This window comes from Akkermansiaceae bacterium, assembly GCA_019634595.1.
Lineage (GTDB): Bacteria > Verrucomicrobiota > Verrucomicrobiia > Verrucomicrobiales > Akkermansiaceae > Luteolibacter.
The window spans coordinates 152,587-170,116 of record JAHCBC010000002.1; the positions used below are offsets into that span (position 1 = coordinate 152,587).

Consider the following 17,530-nt stretch of genomic DNA (forward strand, 5'->3'; position numbering starts at 1 on the left):
TCCATGAAACAGACGCGAAAGAACTACGCCGGCATGTTCGGCCCGACGGTGGGCGACCAAGTGCGGCTGGGCGACACGGAGATTTTCATCGAGGTCGAGCGCGACCTCATCGCGGAGAACGGCGGCTACGGCAACGAGGTGAAATTCGGCGGCGGGAAGGTCATCCGTGACGGCATGGCGCAGCACCCGCTGGCCACGGATGAAGAGGTGCTCGACCTGGTCATCACCAACGCGCTCATCCTCGATGCCGCGCACGGCGTCATCAAGGCGGACATCGGCATCAAGCACGGCCGCATCGCGGGCATCGGCCATGCGGGGAATCCGCTGCTGCAGGACGGCATCACCATGGTCATCGGCGCGGGCACGGACGTCATCGCCGGGGAAGGCTGCATCATCACCGCGGGCGGCATCGACACGCACATCCACTTCATCTGTCCGCAGCAGATCGAGCATGCCATCGCCAGCGGCGTCACCACCCTCATCGGCGGCGGCACCGGTCCGTCCCACGGCACCTACGCCACCACCTGCTCACCCGGCATCTGGAACATCCACCGCATGCTGGAGGCAGCAGACGCTTTCCCGGTCAACATCGGCTTTCTCGGCAAGGGCAACTGCTCGTCCATGGACCCGCTGCGGGAGCAGGTGAAGGCCGGTGCCATCGGCCTGAAGCTCCATGAGGACTGGGGCACCACCGCCGCCGCCATCGACACCTGCCTTTCCGTCGCGGATGAACTGGACGTCCAGGTGGCCATCCACACGGACACGCTCAATGAGGCCGGTTTCCTGGAAACCACGCTCGCCGCCTTCGCCGGACGCACCATCCACACCTACCACTCGGAGGGAGCGGGCGGCGGCCATGCGCCGGACATCATCCGCGTCTGCGGGGAGTCGAACGTGCTGCCTTCCTCCACCAACCCGACGCGTCCGTTCACCGTCAACACCATCGACGAGCACCTGGACATGCTGATGGTCTGCCACCACCTGGACTCCCGCATCCCGGAGGACGTCGCCTTCGCCGAAAGCCGCATCCGCCCGGAGACCATCGCCGCGGAGGACCTGCTGCACGACCTGGGGGCCATCTCCATGATGTCGTCCGACAGCCAGGCCATGGGCCGCATCGGCGAGGTCATCACCCGCACCTGGCAGACCGCGCACAAGATGAAGGTCCAGTTCGGCCCGCTGGAGAGCGCCGACCACCCCGCCGCCGACAACTTCCGCGCGCTGCGCTACGTTTCCAAATACACCATCTGCCCCGCGCTCACCCATGGCATCGCCCATGAGGTCGGCAGCATCGAGGTGGGCAAGCTCGCGGACCTCGTCGTCTGGAAGCCCGCGTTCTTCGGCGTGAAGCCGGAGACCATCCTGAAAGGCGGCCTCATCGCGTGGGCGAACATGGGCGACCCGAACGCCTCTATCCCCACGCCGCAACCGATGATGTACCGCCCGCAGTTCGGCGCGTTCGGAAAGGCCATCCACTCCACCTCCGTCACCTTCGTCAGCCAGTGCTCGCTGGAGGACGGCGGCCTCGACCACCTGGGGTTGAAAAAGCGCCTCGTCGCCGTGAAGGGCTGCCGCACCGTCACCAAGGCGGACCTTCCGTTCAACAACGCCCAGCCCGACATCACCGTCGATCCGGAAACCTACACCGTCACCGCCGACTGCAAGGCACTCCGCTGTGAGCCGCTGGCGGAACTGCCGCTGGCACAGCGGTATTTCCTGTTCTGAACCTATCCACCTGGCATATTGGCAAGGATGAGTTCCAAAGACAAAAGCCCATCTCCCGCGAGAGGAGTCACGCCCACCAGCATCGGCGGCATCCTGCTGCAGGCCATCGCCCGGTGGTTCCGGAGAAAGTGACCATGCACCTCATCCACCGCATGCTCGCGGAAGCGTCCGCGCTTCCAGCCACGGCACAGGTCACGCTTTCCGCCGAGCGCCGCCAGTTCCTCAAGCGCCGCTGGCGTGGCATCGCGCAGGACGGCACCGAGTTCGGCTTCGACCTGGAGGCGCGCCTCACCGACGGCTGCGTCATCCACCAGGCGGATGGGAAGGACTACATCGTCCGCCAGCTCCCGGAGGTGGTGTATGAAATCCCCATCACCTCCCCGGAGCAGGCCGCGCTCGTCGGCTGGAAGTCCGGCAACCTCCACATGCCCGCGCAGATCCTGCCGGACTGCATCCGCATCCTCCATGACGATGCGATGAAGCAACTGCTCGAACGCGAGGGCTGGCCTTTCACCGAGCCGGAGGTCGTCTTCACCCCCATGAAAGCCATGGCCCATGCACCCTGACCCATGGCTGTGGCTGCTGCAGGCGAATGACACCGCCTATCCCTCCGGCTCCTACGCCCATTCCTTCGGGCTGGAGGAACTGGTGGAGTGCGGCGTGGTGAAAACCGGAGCCGACTTGGAGACGCTCCTCGAAAACCAGGTGCTGCCGAACCTCCTCACCTTCGAGATCCCGCACTTCGTCACCGCCCACGCCGCCGCCGTCGCTGGAGATGTCCCGGCCCTCCTCGCGCTCGACACCGAACTCGACGCCTGGCGCATCCCCCACGAGCTGCGCGACGCCTCCCGCCGCATCGGCTCCCAGCGGCTGGATCTTCTCCACCAACTCGACCCCACGCCGCTCATCGCGGAAATCCGCGCCGCCAGCCCGCGCTGCCACCACCTCGTCGTCACCGCGCTGGAGCTGTCCTCGTTGCCGGTGGAACAGGCCGCACGCGCCTTCGGTTTCCAAACGGTCGCCAGCCTCACCGCCGCGTCCATGAAGCTCATGCGCATCGGCCAGACCGCCGTGCAGAAGATCTCCCGCAATACGCTCGCCCGGCTGGGCGAACAGATCGACGCCTCCCTCTCAAAACCCGCCGATGGCTGGTTCAACCCGCTCCTCGAAATCGCCTCACTCCGCCATGCCCGCGCCAACCACCGACTCTTCATTTCCTGAAACCCCGCGCCGTCCGTTCCGCCTCGGCGTCGGCGGCCCCGTCGGTTCCGGAAAGACCATGTGCGTCCTCCGCCTCAGCCAATGGTTGAAGGACGAGATCTCCCTCGCCGTCATCACCAATGACATCTACACCCGCGAGGACGCCGAGTTTCTCCTCCGTGCCAACGTCCTGCCCGCCGACCGCGTCATCGGCGTGGAGACCGGCGGCTGCCCGCACACCGCCATCCGTGACGACACCAGCATGAACATGGCCGCCGTCGTCGATCTGGAGAACCGCCACCCGGACCTGAAGCTCATCCTCATCGAGAGCGGCGGCGACAATCTCTCCGCCACCTTCTCCCCCGAGCTGGTCGATGCCTACATCTACGTCATCGACGTCGCCGAAGGTGACAAGATCCCGCGCAAGGGCGGCCCCGCCATCCGCACCAGCGACCTCCTGCTCATCAACAAGACCGAGCTGGCACCCTACGTCGGTGCGGACCTCGACATCATGGCCCGCGACGCGAAGATCCAGCGCGGCGACCGGCCCTTCCTCTTCGCCGACCTCAAGTCCGAGAAGGGGAAGGACGACCTCATCCACTGGCTGAAGCACGAGTATTTGTTTGTCTAGGCATCACTGGGACCGCGGAATTCATTCCGCATCTTCTCTTCCACCGGCTATCATCTCGCATCATGTCCCACAAAGGCATCCATGACCGGGGTTATCTGCCCCACTGGGATTTCGATGGTTCCCTCCAGGCGGTCACCTTCCGGCTCGCGGATTCCGTGCCGGCAAAAGTCATCTGCGGTTGGCGCTGCGAGCTTCAAACCCTGCTGGAGAGTTCTGACAAGCCGACTTCACAGAAAGCGGCCCTCGAACTCCAGCGACGGATCGCCAAGTATGAGGACGCTGGCTATGGATCATGCCTCCTCGCCCGCCACGCCCCCATCATCCAGAATCTCCTGATCGCGGATCACTATTCCTCCTACAAGCTGATTGAGTGGTGCATCATGCCCAACCATGTCCATGTATTGATCCGGCTTCTTGATGGCCAGCCGTTGGGCAATCTGGTCAAGAAGTGGAAGGCGTCATCCGCGATCCAGATCAACCGGATCGAGAACCGGACAGGTTCGCTATGGGCACCCGACTACCATGACCGCTTCATCCGCGATTTCGACCACTACTACAATGCCATCGCCTACATCCGCAACAACCCGGTGAAAGCCCGCCTCTGTTCTTCACCCACCGACTACCTTTGGAGCGGCATCGGCCAAAATTGGACCGCGGAATTCATTCCGCCCCTCAACCGAAGCAATGCGGAATGAATTCCGCGGTCCCAGTCACCAACACCGCCCTCACCGGCCACCTCCAGCTCCGCTGCGAGGCGCGGGCGGATGGCACGCCCTACATCCCGCAGCAGAGTTTCCGCGCTCCCATCCACCTCAGCAAATCCCACGTGGACGCGGGGTGCGTGGTGCAGACCATCGTCAACCCGACCGCAGGGTTCTTCGACGGCGACCTGCTTGAATGCGACATCTCTGTCGGCGAAGGCGCGCGGCTGGTCCTCAGCACGCCATCCTCGTCCCGCGTCTATCCCACCCGCACGGGAAAGGCCGCCCGCAACCTGCAGCGGTTCCATGTGGAGAAAGACGGCTTCCTGGAGTGGATCCCGGAGCCGTTCATCCCCCACGCGGGCGCGAGCTATTTCCAGAAAACCGACATCCATCTCCATCCGGATGCCTCGCTGTTGCTGTTCGACTGGATCGCCCCCGGGCGGGTGGCGATGGGCGAGATCTTCGCCTACCGCAACCTTCGGTGGGAGCTGGACCTGCATGTGGACGACGTCCTCATTTCCCGCGAGCGATACGACCTCGATCCCGCCACACAGAGCTTGGAAGCACTGAAGGCGAAGTTCCCCGCCGCCCACTACCTGTCCGTCTACGCCGCCGGGGATTTCTCGAAAAACTGGCCCGCCGCCGAACTCGACGCATTGGGCGGAGATGACACCTACCTCGGCCACGGTCCGTTGCCGGGAAATCTCCACGTCATCCGCGCACTCTGCCGTGACAGCCTCGCGGCGCGCCGCCTGCTGGAGAACATGCGTGGCATCCTCTACGCCGCCTCCGGCCATGACGCGCCTAAGCTCGGGCGGATCTTCCTCTGACGGCTACTCCGCCAACTTCGTCCGCACCTTCTCCAGCCCGTCGAGATTCCCTTTCAGGATCACCTCCGCGTCCTGGTCGAGATGGCACAACACACCGACCGGACCTTTCCAGCCGCTGGCCAGCACCGCATCGATCATCGCCTGCTCCCGGTCCCCGTCGCCGATGGGCAGGATCTTTTTCCCGACCTTGTCACCATCCTTGACCATCCCGTTCAGGTTCAGCGCCAGCAGGTGCGGCTTCATCGCCGCGAACAATTCCGGGAACCGCTCCATGTGGCCGTGGGCATGGTGGAAATTATAAACGATGCCCACGTTCTCCATCCCCAGCTCCTTGATGATGGCGAGCTGGTTCTCCGGCTCGCCGAACCAGCCACCGTGGTTGTAGAGCGCCACCTTGCAGCCCAGCCGCTTTCCTTCCTCCGCGATCGGGCGGATCTGTTCCGCCGCCGCCTTCACCTTCGCCTTCTGGCCGTCCACCTTCGGCTCATCGATCAGCACCCAGAGCTGCGGGTGGATCTGGTGGCGGGCGATGACTTCGAAAATGCGCTTGTTCGTCTCATCCGTTCCGCGGGACATCCACCACGCGCTGATCTCTATGCCATGGGCCTTCATCGCCTCCACCTCCGCATCGAAGGTGGGCAGGTGTTCCACCCTCCAATCGTAGGCCAGCTTCGTGATGCCCAGCCGCTCCAGCATCTCCGCCCGCTCCACCGGCCCGCGCTTCTTTGAGTCGAAAGGGACGATGCACCACGCCGCGAGGTTCTCCTTTGCGAGCAGGGAAAGATCCCGCGCGGACGCGGCGAGCGACGAACACAGCAGAAAGACAGCGAGCAGGATTCTCATGGGATTGGCACCATGCCATCCGTTCTTCCCCGCATCGACAAGCGATCTTTCGGCGCCCCCTACGGGGTTTCCTCCCCACGCGCGGCAGCCTCATGGAGTGCGGCAGTCCCTGCCGCTATCAGTCGCGGGCATAACCCACCCTCAGTGCAGATGCCATCCGCAAGGCGTGAGCGTGGCCATTTCCCCCACATCGTCCGGCAGGTGACATCCTCCCCCAAAGCGGCGGAAGGCCGCCGCACTCCATAAGCTTGCGCAATGCCCGGGCACCCTCCCCACACGCGGCAACGTCACGGCGCACCTCCCACCCTCACTGCCCATCCGCAGCCGGGGCATCGACGGCTTTCACCACGATGTCATCCAGATCGAACGTGCCGGCCTCCACCTGGAACAGGCTGGGCATGAACTGGAGGAACGCCGCGTATTCCGGCACATCGATGGTGATGCTCTTTTCCTCCCAGCCGTTGGTGTCCTTTGAAATGTTCGGTGCCTTCGGCTTGCCGGAAATTTTCACCCGTTCGGCATTCGCCCACTCCAGCAGGATGCGCGCGTCGAACCACGGCTGCGCACCGCGCTTCAGGCCGGTCACGCGCTGTTTCCAGGAAAGCTCCAGCTTCTTCGTGCCGGCGGGGATCTTGAACTCCTGGTAGAGCATCACCATTTCGCCCGGGGTGGCGGACTTCAGGGAGAGGAAGCGGTTCGTGCCTTCCTTGCCCCACTCACCGCCTGCCTTCGGCTTCGCCCAGCCCTCGGGCCAGTCTCCGGCGGCAGCCGCTTTCTCAAAGTCGCCGTTGGCAACGACGTTGTCGCCCGCGTGGACGGGGAGGGTGCCCGCGAGGAACGGGAGGCAAAGAAGCGGCAGTCTGGAAGCGATGGATTTCATGGCAGTGGGATGGCTGTGGGTTTCAGGCGGAACGGCGGCGCAGCAGGCCGAGCAGGCCCAGCGAGGCGATGACGGAAATGGCTGCGGACGGCTCGGGGATCGTCTGCGCGGTGAGCAACACGTTGTCGATCCGTACGGAGGTGTTGTTCTGCACCCCCGCTTCGTTGGCGGGGATGTTCGGCACGGAGAACCGGATCTGCACGGAGGCAGCGTCCTCGATGGCAGCCAACGATGTCAGGTCGAGGCTGAAGGCACCAAAGCTACCCGCCGCGGGGAAGTTCAGGCCGCTCCCCGTGGTGGCCGCGGAAAAGGCGGAGCCGTTCACGCTGTATTCGATCGCACTGAACGCACTGACGACCGTTCCCAGTTCCGCCGCGGTGCGGATGGCCATGGCGATGGTCAGATCCTGGAGACCCGCCATGTTGATCGTGATGGTGAGCGAGTTGTTCGCCGAGCCGTTTACCCAGTTGAAGGACCGCCCCGTGGAACTCGTGCCGCCGTCCCCCACCCACACATAGCCATTGAAGTCCGTGTAGCTGGAAGCTCCGCCATTTCCCTGGTTCCCGGAGGAATTACCGCTGCCCGCCCTCACCAGCGTGGGCGCGACGGGGAACGTGTTCGCGGACACATTGGCGGAGTAGCCGGTAACGGCCGTGTTGCTGGAATTCTGGGTCTGCGCCGTGAACAGCGCCTGCACGGTGGCCGCACGCACGGCGGCGGAAGCACAGAGGAGGATCGACAGCGGAACGATAACGGCTTTCATGAGGCGCGGACTGGATTCATATGGCAGCCGGACATCGGGAAACGCCGGGCTGCGCCATTTGACCCATGGATGAAACCACCTGCCCGCTGCTTCCGTCCACTGCCCGGACGGTTAGTGAAATACCGGTCATCATCCGCCCTCCGACACCGTAATATCCCTTCCGCCGAATGCCCCGCCCCTTCCATCTCCTGGTCTGTCTCGCCATCACGGGCGCGGTCCAGGCGCAGCCTGCGGCACCGCTGCCACTCATCACAGAGGCGAAGGAACTCCACCGGCTGACCCGCGCGGAGATGCTCCTGCCGCGGCAGGTGAAGATCAGGGGCATCATCACCTACAAGCGGGGGGACGAGTTCAATGACTTCGCCATGCAGGACGCGACCGGCGGCTTCATCGGGGATTTGCAGACCGCCATCCCCATGACCCAGTCCCTGCAGCCCGGGCAGGAAATCGAGATCAGCGGCTACACCGTGATCGATCCACCGCCCGCGCCGCGGATCAGCATCACGGAAATGAAGCCCGGCCCCATCGTCGGGCTTCCGGCTCCGCTGCCCGTCACCCCCCAGTCGCTGCTCGGCGGGGCGGGCCTTTTTTCCTACGTCGAGTTCAGCGGGGTCATCCGCAGCACCCGCATGGAAAGGGATCTGAATCCCCACCGGCTCGTCCTCGACCTCGGACCGCCGGAACAAAGGCTGGCGGTGAGGATCGCCCGCTTCGATGACGACACGATTTCCCGTCTCACGCCGGACACCCGCGTGCGCGTGCGCGGGACCGCACTGGCGTGGACCAGCGTGAACCTCCAGCCCTACTCCATCTTCATCGGCGTCCATGATGCCGCACAGGTGGAGGTGCTGGATGGCACACGGGACCCCGCCCACATCCCCCTCACGGAGTTCGGGAAACTGGTCTCCGCCCATCCGGAGGGCTTCGACGCCCGCCGGGAAAAGCTCCGCGGGATCGTGACGCTGCATTGGCCCGGGGAGGCCGTCGTCGTGCAGGGCAGCGGCGGTGCCATCCGGGCGATCCCCGCCGGTGACACCCACCTCCAGGTCGGTGACGAGGTGGATGTCGCCGGGTTTTCCACGGCGGCGAGCGGCCGCGTGTATCTGGATGAGGCGGTCTTTGAAAAGGTGGCGCCCGGCAGGCTGCCGGAGGCGGAGGAAATCAACGCGAGCCGCCTGAAGGTGGAGGCCGGGGTGGCGGACCGCGAGGCCCACCGCGTGCGGGTCACCGGCACGCTGATGGAGATCACCCGGCGGGATGACAACCCGCTGCTCAAGCTGGAATGGCATGGCCGCATGTTCGACGTGCTGATGCGCGCGGGCGCGACGGTGCCGCCGGACCTCCGTGCGGGCGCAAAGCTGGAGGTCACCGGCGTCTGCCACTACCAGGTCGGGGAAACCGCGCGCAAGTTCGCCATCCGGCTGGATGGGGTGGAGATCCACCTCGCGGACGTGGCGGATATCCGCCTGCTGTCCGCGCCTCCGTGGTGGACGCCCGGGCGGCTGGCCATGGTCATCGCCGTCATCCTTTTCATCCTCGGTCTTTCGCTGCTGTGGGTGGTCGCGCTGCGGCGGCGGGTGGCGGTGCGCAGCGCCATGCTGGTGCGGGAGATCCGCGCACGGCATGACACGCAGCTCCTGGTGGCGGAGCGGTCGCGGCTGGCCGCGGACCTGCATGACACGCTTTCCCAGACGTTGTCCGGTGCGGCCCTGCAGATGGAGATCGCCGACTCGCTGGATGAACCGACGGCGGTGTCCCACCGGGAACTCGCGCGCCGCCTGCTGGACCGCAGCCGCGAGGACCTCCGCCGCGCAGTGTGGGACCTGACGCCCAGCGTGCTGCTCAACCAGGACCTCGGCGGGGCTTTCCACTCCATCGCGGAGGAAGTCTCCGCGGAACATACCTGCGAAGTCCGGATCGATGCCGGCGGGCCGCTGCCCACGCTGCCGGAAAGAACGCGCTCCCACCTGCTGCGCGTCGGCCAGGAGGCCATCCACAACGCCATCCGCCACGGCGGCGCGGAAACGGTCACCGTCTCCCTCCTGCACGATGACGGCGTGGTCTTCCTCCGGGTCGAGGATGACGGCGCGGGATTCGACCCCGCGCAGGCACCCGGCCCCACGGACGGTCACTTCGGCCTCAGTTCCATGCGCAACCGCATCCAGCGGCTGGGCGGCACTTTCACCATCCGGTCCTCACCGCGCGGCACCACCGTCACCGCCACCGTCCCCATCCCCACGATGTCAGAAGATCCATGAAAAAGCGCATCCGCCTCCTGCTCGCGGATGATCACGCGATCGTCCTCGCCGGCCTCACCACCCTGCTCTCGCTCGAACCGGGCATCGAGATCTCCGCCACCGCGGAGAACGGTGAGGAAGCGGTCACCCGCTACCGCGAAGCCCGGCCGGACGTCGCCCTGCTCGACCTCCGCATGCCCGGCATGGACGGCGTGGAAGCCGCGGCCCGCATCCTGAAGGAATTCCCCGACGCGCGCATCCTCATCCTCACCACCTTCGAGAGTGAGGAGGACATCCACCGCGCCCTGCAGGCAGGCGTGCTGGGCTACCTGCTGAAGGAGTCGAAGCGCCCGGACCTGCTGGCCGCCATCCACGCCGTGCTCGCCGGAAACCGCTGGCTGCCCCAGCCCATCGCCCGGCTCGCCGCGGAACGGGCGAAGCAGCCCGGACTTTCCGCACGCCAGCTCGAGGTGCTGGATCTGGTCTCGAAAGGCCTGACCAACAAGGAGATCGGTGCCATCCTCGGCTTCAGCGCGGAGGGGGCGAAGCAACATCTTCATCAGATTTACCAGAAACTCGGCGTATCCACCCGTGCCGAAGCCACCGCCGAAGCGCTCAAGCGCGGCATCCTCAGACCCGACTGACCCACTCCGAGAACCCATGAGAAACACCATCGCCCTCCTCACCGCCGCAGGCATCGCGGCCGCAGCCGCCCAACAGAATGCGGAGACCGACGTGCTGGTCTACAGCGGCGTCCCCTGCGGCATCGCCTCCGCCATCACCGCCGCGCGCGAAGGAGCGAAGGTCATCCTCATCGAACCGGAAAAACACGTCGGCGGCCTCTCCACCAGCGGCATCAACACCGCCGAGTCGGAGCATATGCTGAAGTGGACCATCGGTGGATTCGCCGACGAGTTCTACCGCGAGTTGGGCAAGCACTACGGCAAGGGTGACAAGCCCGAATACTACTTCGAGTCCAGCATCGCGCAGCAGGTCTATGACGCCATGTTGAAGAACGCGGGCATCGAGATCCGCTACGGCTCCCCCGTGGACAAGGTGGCGAAGGATGGCACGCGCATCACCTCCATCACCCTCACCGACGGCTCCGTCATCTCCGCGAAGGTGTTCATCGACGCCAGCTATGAGGGCGACCTCATGGCCCGCGCCGGGGTGGACTACCGCATCGGCCGCGAGGCGAAGGCGGAGTTCGGCGAGGAAGCCGCCGGCATCCGCTTCGACAAAACCCCGCGCAAGGCACCGACCGTCGATGCCGACGGCAAGCTGCTCCCCGGCATCTCCGCATGGGCGAAGGACCTCAAGGAAGGCGATGCCCACCCTGCGCCGATGAACTACAACTTCCGTTTCACCATCGCCCGCGATCCCGCCCTCCAGGTGCCCTTCCCGGAGCCGAAAAAATACGACCCGAAGCGCTACACCATCCTCGCCAACTGGCTGAAGCAGCAGACCGCAGCCGGTGAGAAAACCCAGTTCCGCGACATCATCGACCCCTACAAGCGCCGCAACGGCAAGTTCGAGATGAACAACCGCCAGGCCGCCATCTTTTCGCTCGGCCACTTCGGCGGGCAGTTCGAATGGGCGGATGCCAGCTATGAAAAGCGGAAGGAAATCTTCGACGACCACATGGAATACTCGCTCGGCCTGATCCACTTCCTCCGCAACGACGAATCCGTTCCGGAAAACATCCGCGAGGAAGCGAAGTCCATCGGCCTCCACAAGGACGAGTTCAAGGACAACGGCAACATCCCCTACCAGCTCTATGTCCGTGAGGCACGGCGCATGCGAGGCGAGTATGTCGTCCGCCAGCAGGACGTGCAGGATGAGCGGAGGAAGGAAGACAGCATCGGCATCAGCAGCCACTTCATCGACAGCCACCACGTCCAACGCGTCGCCCTTTCCGAAACCGAGTTCGTCAACGAAGGCCGCATCTGGCGCCTGGGCTACGCCTACCAGATCCCCTACCGCTCCATCATCCCGAAGGCCGCACAGGCATCCAATCTGCTGGTCCCCGGTGCCGCCAGCTACACCCATGTCGCCTTCTGCACCCTGCGTCTCGAAAGCGTGTGGATGATCACCGGCCACGCCGCGGGCATCGCCGCCTCCATGGCCGCCAAGGACAAGGTGGACGTCCAGAGCGTCCCGGTCGCGAAGCTCCAGGAAAAGCTCCGGACGCAGAAGCAGGTCGTCGATTTCATCGAAGGCCAGCCCGAGAAGTGCGAGAAGCTCAACGGCCCGCCGGAGTTCTGAGCGGCGTATCGCAAATCTCCACGCTCCTGTCCCCAGTAAGGAGGGAGGACACTCCTGTCCTCCGGCGGCATTGGCCAACAAAGAAGGAGAAGTTTTCAGTGTTCAGTTTTCAGGGAAGAGAAGAAGGCTGACCGAGAATCCTCCGAGCAAAGCGAACCTGAAGAGGTCCACATGGAATCTTTGCGCATTCTTCGCGACCTTTGCGGCTTTGCGGTGAATCTTTGATGATTCGCCAATGCCGCCGGAGGACAAGAATGGGAGCGAAGCGGGCATAGCGGCTCTGCCGCAATGTCCACCCTCCTTACTTCCCCACGCCAGGCAGCTCGAGCAGGAGCTTCCTGACTCTCTTGGGAAGCCCGCTCTCCGCAAGCTTCCTCAGATCCGCGAGTTGCACTTCCATCCTGCGGCCGAGTTCCGATCTCCGCTGACGGTGATGGGGCGCAGCCCGTTCCGGATCCATTACCGGCGGCGCGCAATCCCGCATGGTATCCTCCAGCGTGGCGAGAGCCTCCGGGCCACCGCTCGTCCAGAATACGATGCCGTCCCGCGAGCACAGCCCGATCATCGCGGCGGTGCCTTCGAGGAGATCCTGGAAGACAGTCTCCGGCGGTGCCTCGTCGATCGAGATTTCAATGTTCGACACCACAAGCTCCCTGAAGTTCACGAGCAACCTGAGCGCCTCCTGGGCGCAGACCCGGAAGATATCCGCATCCTCGCTTTCGACGACGTCTTCGTGTCCCATCCTGCACTCGAGGTGCCAGAGATGCTTGAGACCGATGAATTCGTCCCACTTGTCCCGGTAGCCCTTGGTGAGGTCCCCGAAATTGCACAGATGCCAGCAGGCCGACCACTTCGGCATCCTGACGCCATTGAAGTAAAACGGCGGCGGCCAAGCGTCTTCTTCTTCCCCGCTCATGGTTCTTCCTCCCCCATCGCCACCGCCTGTGACCCCATCTTGTCGAGACCGTTCCAGTCCATTTCCTCCACCGCCTGCTTCCTCGCAGGCATGAAGTCCACCACATCCCCTTCCGGTGCGGTGGCGATCCATCCCCGCTCCTGCCAGCTTGTGAACCATGCGGAAATTTCCTCCGGCTCCGGTTCGCGGCTCGCGGGTTCCGCGAAGAGGTCCACCAGCGTGCCGCCTTTCCGCAGCCGCAACAGCAACTCGTACTCCACATCGTCCAGACGGCACTGCAGCCGCCCGCGGTTCTCCCCGCGCCAGATGGCCAGCCGGGTAACGGCTTCCTCCACCGGAGCGAACGACTCCCACTCTTCGCACAGGTCCGCGCGCACGGGCAGCTCCAGCAGGATGACATGCGGCTGCAGGCCCAGCACCGCCATGGCCAGTTGCTCCGGCGCGACCGGCTCCCAGTCCGCCGCCTCGAAAATCTCCATGTAGGCGTACTCGATCCGTGCGAGCGCGGAAAACCACCGCCGCTCCGTTTCATCCAACGCGTCCCAGCCCGCGACGAACTCCGGCATCTTCCGCCCGAGGTGCCGCAGGGTGAAGCTGCCGGACGGACATGCCATCATGTACGCCTCCATCAGGTCCCAGAACACCTGCTCCCCCGCCATCTTCCGCAGCACCGGAAAATCCTCCGCCACGGAATCCAGCACCCGGAACCAATACTGGCGGTGGTAAAGCTCCAGCCGTTCCTCCGAGGAAAGGTTCTGCCCCGGCTTCATCAGCTCCCGCGCCTTCGCCAGGAACTCCTCCGCGTGGCCCTCGTCGCTCGGAGCCAGCTCGGTGCTTTCCCGGCTGGTGCCGCGCAACGGCATCTGGATGGCGGCGAAAAACTCGCGCTGCATTTCATCAAGCGGCTTCATAACCCCCTCTCTTCTCCATCGCGGACGCCCGCCATGTTTCCGACTTCCGCGCCTCCGTCCACACTTCCTCGAACGAAGGGATCCGTCCGTCCCACTCCAGCAGCGTGGCGACATGCCCGCACCGTTCGATGGCACGTTCATAGAGCTTCCACACCGGATCGATCACCGGGTGGTCATGCGTGTCCACGATGAACCTCTCATAACGCGAGTGCCCCGCGATGTGGATCTGCGCCACCCGCTCCGGCGGCACGAAATTGACATACTCCAGCGGATCGAACCCGTTGTTGATGGACGAAACATAGATGTTGTTCACGTCGAGCAGGATGCCCACGTCCGCCAGCTCGCACACCTCCGCGAGGAATTCCCACTCGGTCATCTCGTTGCCGTTGAACTCGCCGTAGCTGCTCACGTTTTCCATCGCCAGCGGCGTCTCCAGAAAGTCCTGCACCATCTTCAGGTTCTCCGCCGTCTTCCGCGCGGCCTCGAAGGTGAACGGGATGGGGAGCAGGTCATGGCTCATGCGGCCATCCACACTGCCCCAGCAAAGGTGGTCGGACACCCAGGGTGTCTTCGTCCGTCGGACCAGCCGCTTCAACCGCTGCAGGTGGTCCCTGCTCACGCCGCCCGCATTTCCCGGGTACAGGCCCACCCCGTGCTGGACCACGCGGTACTGCTCCAGGATCATGTCCAGCACCTCCAGCGCGCGCCCGCCCTCCACCATGTAGTTTTCCGAAATGATCTCGAACCACCCGACCGCCGGTTTTTCCGAAAGGATGTGCTGGTAGTGCGGCACCCGCAGGCCGATGCCCGTGGCAAGCTCCACTCCGCCGGTGAATTTCGACGCGCTCATCCCTGTTGGTGGTTCCGGGAAAAAAGAAACCCCGCGGCACGGTGGCGCGCCGCGGGGTCTCCGCGAAAATCAGAGAATGGTGCCCTTCTTCTCTTCTTCCTTCTTCTTGCCCGGGCAATCATCCTTGTCCTTCTTGTCCTTGCCGGCGAGGAGGGTGCCTTTCTTCTCCTCTTTCTTTTTGCCGGGGCAGTCGTCCTTCTCCTTCTTGTCCTTGTTCGGGCAGTCGTCCTTTTTCTTTTCAGCGGCGACGGCCTTCTCCTGGAGAGGAGCGGCGGTGACGACGTTGGAACCGGCGGCGAGGACTCCGGCGACGGCGGCTGCAACGAGTGCGTTGGTGGCTTTCATTTGGGTTCGGTTGTTTTCTTTGGTTTTTAGCGTGAAAACCGGACGCTCATCGCCTCCGATTCCATCCGGACTATTAGCACGAATTTTCCCGGCGCGAGAGATTTCCTCAGAAGTTCCCGGAAAAAAATTTCACTGGATGGGGGCCAGCAACCGGGCCAAACGCGCGGCAACCCGGAAGTGGAACGGCCGGCGGGTGAAGTCCTCCACGCGTTCTTCCTTACACCCGGAGAAGTCCTCCTCCAGCATCTCCGCCACCTCACGGAGGAACTTTTTGTCCGAGGAAAACGCCATGATCTCGAAGTTCAGGCGGAAGGAACGGTTGTCCAGATTCGCCGAACCCACCGCGGCCAGACGGCTGTCCACCAGGACGACCTTCTGGTGCAGGAAGCCGGTCTGGTAGCGGAAAATCCTCACCCCGAACGGGATGGACTGCTCATAGTAAGTGAACGCCGACAACCAGACCAGCAGGTGGTCAACCCGCTCCGGGATCATGACGCGGACATCCACCCCGCGGATGGCGGCCGCCTGCAGCGCGGTCATCACCCCTTCGTCCGGAACAAAATACGGCGAGGCGATCCACAGCCGCTCGCGGGACGAGTTCGCCGCCTCCGCCACCATCAGTTGCCAGGAGTCCATGTCATCCGCAGGTCCCGTCGGGATGATGGCGGCGATCTGGTCCTCCGCCTCCACCTCCTTCTCCCAGGTCAGGTCCAGCATCTCATCCGTGGCCCAGAACCAGTCCTGGAGGAAAACCAACTGGAGGGCCTCCACCGTCGGGCCGCGCATCCGCAGGTGCGTGTCACGCCATTTCCCGAACTTCTGGTTCCGTCCGAGATACTCATCCCCGACATTGATCCCGCCGATGAAGCCGATCTCCCCGTCAATCACGACGAGCTTCCGGTGGTTGCGGAAATTCACCTGGAGGCGGGAGTACCACATCCGGTTCGTCCCGAACGATTCGCAACGCACCCCGGCCTCCTTCAGTTCCCGCAGGTAGCGGCGCGGCAGCTTGCTCGACCCGATCTCATCGAAGAGAAACCAGACCTTCACCCCCTGCCGGGCCTTTTCCATCAGCAGGGCCTGGAACTTTTTCCCGATCCGGTCGTTTTTGACGATGTAGAAATTGACGCACACATACTCCTTCGCAGAACGGATGGAGGTGAAGATGGCCTCGAAGATCGCCTCGCCGTCGATCAGCAGCTCGAGCGCGTTCCCCCGGGTGAACGGCAGCCCGCCCAGGTAGCGCGCGGTTCTGGCGAAGGCGTCATCCCGCGGAATCTCCACCTCACGGATGGCCAGTTTTTCATACATGGCGGAGGCCAGCCGGCTCATCCGGTTGTCATCATCCCGCCGCGCTTTCACGTAGCCCTCGAACCGGGTCCGCCCCAGCATCCAATACAGCGGGATGGCGACGTAGGGGAACGTCAGCAGGGAGATCACCCACGCGATGGTCCCCTGGGAAGTGCGGACGTGCATGACCGCGTGGATCACATGGACGATGCCCAGCACATGGAGGGTGACCACCCCCGCGACACCGAGCCACGCCATCACCTCCGGACTGATCACTGCCATCACGGCCCAGCCTAAGCCATGCCATCCTCCGCACAAGGAATCTATCAGAGGTCTGTTGGAGCGCGGACTTCAGTCCGCCTGGCTTCGTAAAGACCAGATTCCATGGATGCGGACTGAAGTCCGCGCTCCATTTCCAATCTAACCACCCTTGGCTATGCGGTGGAAATGCCAGCGGATCTCTTCGTCATAGGCGTGCAGCGAAGGATAGAGTATTTCCGAACTGCGGATACCAGTATTGGTCCGCTCCACCGGCAGCACAGCCCGGATTTCCGCCACCGTGGTTGCAATATCCTCCTCCTTGTGGAGCTGGATGTGCCTGCCATTCACAAAAATCGCGTTGGTGGCGATGAGCGAGAGCTTCATCCGCTGCGGCGTCGTCCAGAAGAAGAACTCGATGCGGAACTCTTTCTCCGGCTCCTCCCGGTAAATCCGCTCCACGCCGTCCTCCCCGTAACCTCTCTGCCGGCCTCTGTTCGGGTTCAGCACGTTCCCGGGCTTCACCCGCGTTCTCATCAGGTACCCGCCCGAGAGGAAAACCAGATCCGCCAGCGCCCGGGAGGTCACCCGTCCCATGGAGTCCGTGAAACGCAGCCATTCATCCGCCACCTCCACCCGCTGCACCTGGAAGTCCGCAGGCAGCGGCGGAAGTTCCGCATCATCCACGATCTCGACCGGGAATCCGCGCGCGTCCAGCGCCGCCTTCATCCGCACGGCATCGCCATGCGGGAGCCTCGAAACCACGATGCCGAACAGGTCCCGGTGGTGCTGCACCAGATCCGCCTTCGCCACGGTCTCCGTCCCTTCGGCGGTTTCCAAAAAAGAATCCCGCCCGATCATCTGATCGAGCGAGATTTGCAA

General features: G+C 64.0%; 18 protein-coding genes. 9 read left to right on the forward strand and 9 right to left on the reverse strand.

The window, feature by feature from the left end; all coding sequences use genetic code 11:
* Window positions 1-3 precede the first annotated feature (3 nt).
* The 6 genes from ureC (at window position 4) to KF712_06415 (ending at window position 5,090) form a co-directional block, all read left to right on the forward strand.
* On the forward strand, window positions 4-1,725 hold the full coding sequence (ureC, locus tag KF712_06390) for an urease subunit alpha (GenBank protein MBX3740600.1): 1,722 nt from the start codon (window positions 4-6) through the stop codon (window positions 1,723-1,725).
* A 134-nt stretch (window positions 1,726-1,859) separates the two neighbouring features.
* On the forward strand, window positions 1,860-2,291 hold the full coding sequence (locus KF712_06395) for a hypothetical protein (GenBank protein ID MBX3740601.1): 432 nt from the start codon (window positions 1,860-1,862) through the stop codon (window positions 2,289-2,291).
* Window positions 2,281-2,946 carry a hypothetical protein gene (locus KF712_06400; GenBank protein MBX3740602.1) on the forward strand — a complete coding sequence of 222 codons (666 nt, stop codon included), beginning with the start codon at window positions 2,281-2,283 and terminating at the stop codon, window positions 2,944-2,946. Before KF712_06395 ends, KF712_06400 begins: the two co-directional genes overlap by 11 nt.
* On the forward strand, window positions 2,912-3,556 hold the full coding sequence (gene ureG / locus KF712_06405; GenBank protein ID MBX3740603.1) for an urease accessory protein UreG: 645 nt from the start codon (window positions 2,912-2,914) through the stop codon (window positions 3,554-3,556). The genes KF712_06400 and ureG overlap by 35 nt, the downstream gene beginning before the upstream one ends.
* Before the next feature lie 62 nt (window positions 3,557-3,618).
* Window positions 3,619-4,251: a transposase gene (locus KF712_06410; protein ID MBX3740604.1), complete on the forward strand. Its 633-nt coding sequence runs from the start codon at window positions 3,619-3,621 to the stop codon at window positions 4,249-4,251.
* Window positions 4,248-5,090, forward strand: coding sequence for an urease accessory protein UreD (locus KF712_06415; GenBank protein MBX3740605.1), 843 nt, complete (start codon window positions 4,248-4,250; stop codon window positions 5,088-5,090). Before KF712_06410 ends, KF712_06415 begins: the two co-directional genes overlap by 4 nt.
* A 3-nt stretch (window positions 5,091-5,093) precedes the next feature.
* Here the strand turns inward: KF712_06415 and KF712_06420 are convergent, their stop codons facing one another.
* From KF712_06420 to KF712_06430, 3 genes are all read right to left on the reverse strand, one after another.
* Window positions 5,094-5,933 (reverse strand): TIM barrel protein, encoded by an 840-nt coding sequence (locus KF712_06420; GenBank protein MBX3740606.1) that lies wholly within the window; start codon window positions 5,931-5,933, stop codon window positions 5,094-5,096.
* 307 nt (window positions 5,934-6,240) lie between these two features.
* Window positions 6,241-6,813, reverse strand: coding sequence for a hypothetical protein (locus KF712_06425; protein ID MBX3740607.1), 573 nt, complete (start codon window positions 6,811-6,813; stop codon window positions 6,241-6,243).
* Window positions 6,814-6,835: 22 nt separating this feature from the next.
* A complete protein-coding gene (locus KF712_06430; GenBank protein MBX3740608.1) occupies window positions 6,836-7,576 on the reverse strand; it encodes a PEP-CTERM sorting domain-containing protein in 741 nt (246 codons plus the stop codon).
* A 167-nt stretch (window positions 7,577-7,743) separates the two neighbouring features.
* Between KF712_06430 and KF712_06435 the strand changes: the two genes are divergently transcribed.
* Genes KF712_06435 through KF712_06445 form a run of 3 tightly spaced genes read left to right on the forward strand, consistent with a single transcriptional unit; the run spans window position 7,744 to window position 12,078 of the window.
* Window positions 7,744-9,834 (forward strand): sensor histidine kinase, encoded by a 2,091-nt coding sequence (locus tag KF712_06435; GenBank protein ID MBX3740609.1) that lies wholly within the window; start codon window positions 7,744-7,746, stop codon window positions 9,832-9,834.
* Window positions 9,831-10,457 (forward strand): response regulator transcription factor, encoded by a 627-nt coding sequence (locus KF712_06440; GenBank protein ID MBX3740610.1) that lies wholly within the window; start codon window positions 9,831-9,833, stop codon window positions 10,455-10,457. The genes KF712_06435 and KF712_06440 overlap by 4 nt, the downstream gene beginning before the upstream one ends.
* A 16-nt stretch (window positions 10,458-10,473) precedes the next feature.
* Complete coding sequence (locus KF712_06445; GenBank protein MBX3740611.1) at window positions 10,474-12,078, forward strand: FAD-dependent oxidoreductase; 1,605 nt, start codon at window positions 10,474-10,476, stop codon at window positions 12,076-12,078.
* Between the two features lie 301 nt (window positions 12,079-12,379).
* On the opposite strand, the gene KF712_06450 is transcribed toward KF712_06445, so the two are convergent.
* From KF712_06450 to KF712_06475, 6 genes are all read right to left on the reverse strand, one after another.
* Window positions 12,380-12,994 carry a hypothetical protein gene (locus tag KF712_06450; GenBank protein ID MBX3740612.1) on the reverse strand — a complete coding sequence of 205 codons (615 nt, stop codon included), beginning with the start codon at window positions 12,992-12,994 and terminating at the stop codon, window positions 12,380-12,382.
* The gene (locus KF712_06455; GenBank protein MBX3740613.1) at window positions 12,991-13,905 is read right to left on the reverse strand and encodes a putative DNA-binding domain-containing protein; all 915 of its coding nucleotides are present in this window, start codon (window positions 13,903-13,905) and stop codon (window positions 12,991-12,993) included. Before KF712_06455 ends, KF712_06450 begins: the two co-directional genes overlap by 4 nt.
* On the reverse strand, window positions 13,892-14,755 hold the full coding sequence (locus tag KF712_06460) for a DUF692 domain-containing protein (GenBank protein MBX3740614.1): 864 nt from the start codon (window positions 14,753-14,755) through the stop codon (window positions 13,892-13,894). Before KF712_06460 ends, KF712_06455 begins: the two co-directional genes overlap by 14 nt.
* A gap of 69 nt (window positions 14,756-14,824) precedes the next feature.
* Window positions 14,825-15,100 (reverse strand): hypothetical protein, encoded by a 276-nt coding sequence (locus KF712_06465; protein MBX3740615.1) that lies wholly within the window; start codon window positions 15,098-15,100, stop codon window positions 14,825-14,827.
* A gap of 129 nt (window positions 15,101-15,229) precedes the next feature.
* On the reverse strand, window positions 15,230-16,672 hold the full coding sequence (cls, locus tag KF712_06470; GenBank protein MBX3740616.1) for a cardiolipin synthase: 1,443 nt from the start codon (window positions 16,670-16,672) through the stop codon (window positions 15,230-15,232).
* A gap of 138 nt (window positions 16,673-16,810) precedes the next feature.
* Window positions 16,811-17,488, reverse strand: a complete 678-nt coding sequence (locus KF712_06475) for a hypothetical protein (protein MBX3740617.1) — start codon at window positions 17,486-17,488, stop codon at window positions 16,811-16,813.
* Window positions 17,489-17,530: the final 42 nt, after the last annotated feature.

Coding starts and splice junctions, on each gene's coding strand:
- KF712_06410 (MBX3740604.1), top strand. CDS start 3,619: ATGTCCCACAAAGGCATCCATGACCGGGGTTATCTGCCCCACTGGGAT.
- KF712_06465 (MBX3740615.1), bottom strand. CDS start 15,100: ATGAAAGCCACCAACGCACTCGTTGCAGCCGCCGTCGCCGGAGTCCTC.
- cls (MBX3740616.1), bottom strand. CDS start 16,672: ATGGCAGTGATCAGTCCGGAGGTGATGGCGTGGCTCGGTGTCGCGGGG.
- KF712_06450 (MBX3740612.1), bottom strand. CDS start 12,994: ATGAGCGGGGAAGAAGAAGACGCTTGGCCGCCGCCGTTTTACTTCAAT.
- KF712_06395 (MBX3740601.1), top strand. CDS start 1,860: ATGCACCTCATCCACCGCATGCTCGCGGAAGCGTCCGCGCTTCCAGCC.
- KF712_06445 (MBX3740611.1), top strand. CDS start 10,474: ATGAGAAACACCATCGCCCTCCTCACCGCCGCAGGCATCGCGGCCGCA.
- ureC (MBX3740600.1), top strand. CDS start 4: ATGAAACAGACGCGAAAGAACTACGCCGGCATGTTCGGCCCGACGGTG.
- ureG (MBX3740603.1), top strand. CDS start 2,912: ATGCCCGCGCCAACCACCGACTCTTCATTTCCTGAAACCCCGCGCCGT.
- KF712_06430 (MBX3740608.1), bottom strand. CDS start 7,576: ATGAAAGCCGTTATCGTTCCGCTGTCGATCCTCCTCTGTGCTTCCGCC.
- KF712_06400 (MBX3740602.1), top strand. CDS start 2,281: ATGCACCCTGACCCATGGCTGTGGCTGCTGCAGGCGAATGACACCGCC.
- KF712_06420 (MBX3740606.1), bottom strand. CDS start 5,933: ATGAGAATCCTGCTCGCTGTCTTTCTGCTGTGTTCGTCGCTCGCCGCG.
- KF712_06415 (MBX3740605.1), top strand. CDS start 4,248: ATGAATTCCGCGGTCCCAGTCACCAACACCGCCCTCACCGGCCACCTC.
- KF712_06455 (MBX3740613.1), bottom strand. CDS start 13,905: ATGAAGCCGCTTGATGAAATGCAGCGCGAGTTTTTCGCCGCCATCCAG.
- KF712_06460 (MBX3740614.1), bottom strand. CDS start 14,755: ATGAGCGCGTCGAAATTCACCGGCGGAGTGGAGCTTGCCACGGGCATC.
- KF712_06435 (MBX3740609.1), top strand. CDS start 7,744: ATGCCCCGCCCCTTCCATCTCCTGGTCTGTCTCGCCATCACGGGCGCG.
- KF712_06440 (MBX3740610.1), top strand. CDS start 9,831: ATGAAAAAGCGCATCCGCCTCCTGCTCGCGGATGATCACGCGATCGTC.
- KF712_06425 (MBX3740607.1), bottom strand. CDS start 6,813: ATGAAATCCATCGCTTCCAGACTGCCGCTTCTTTGCCTCCCGTTCCTC.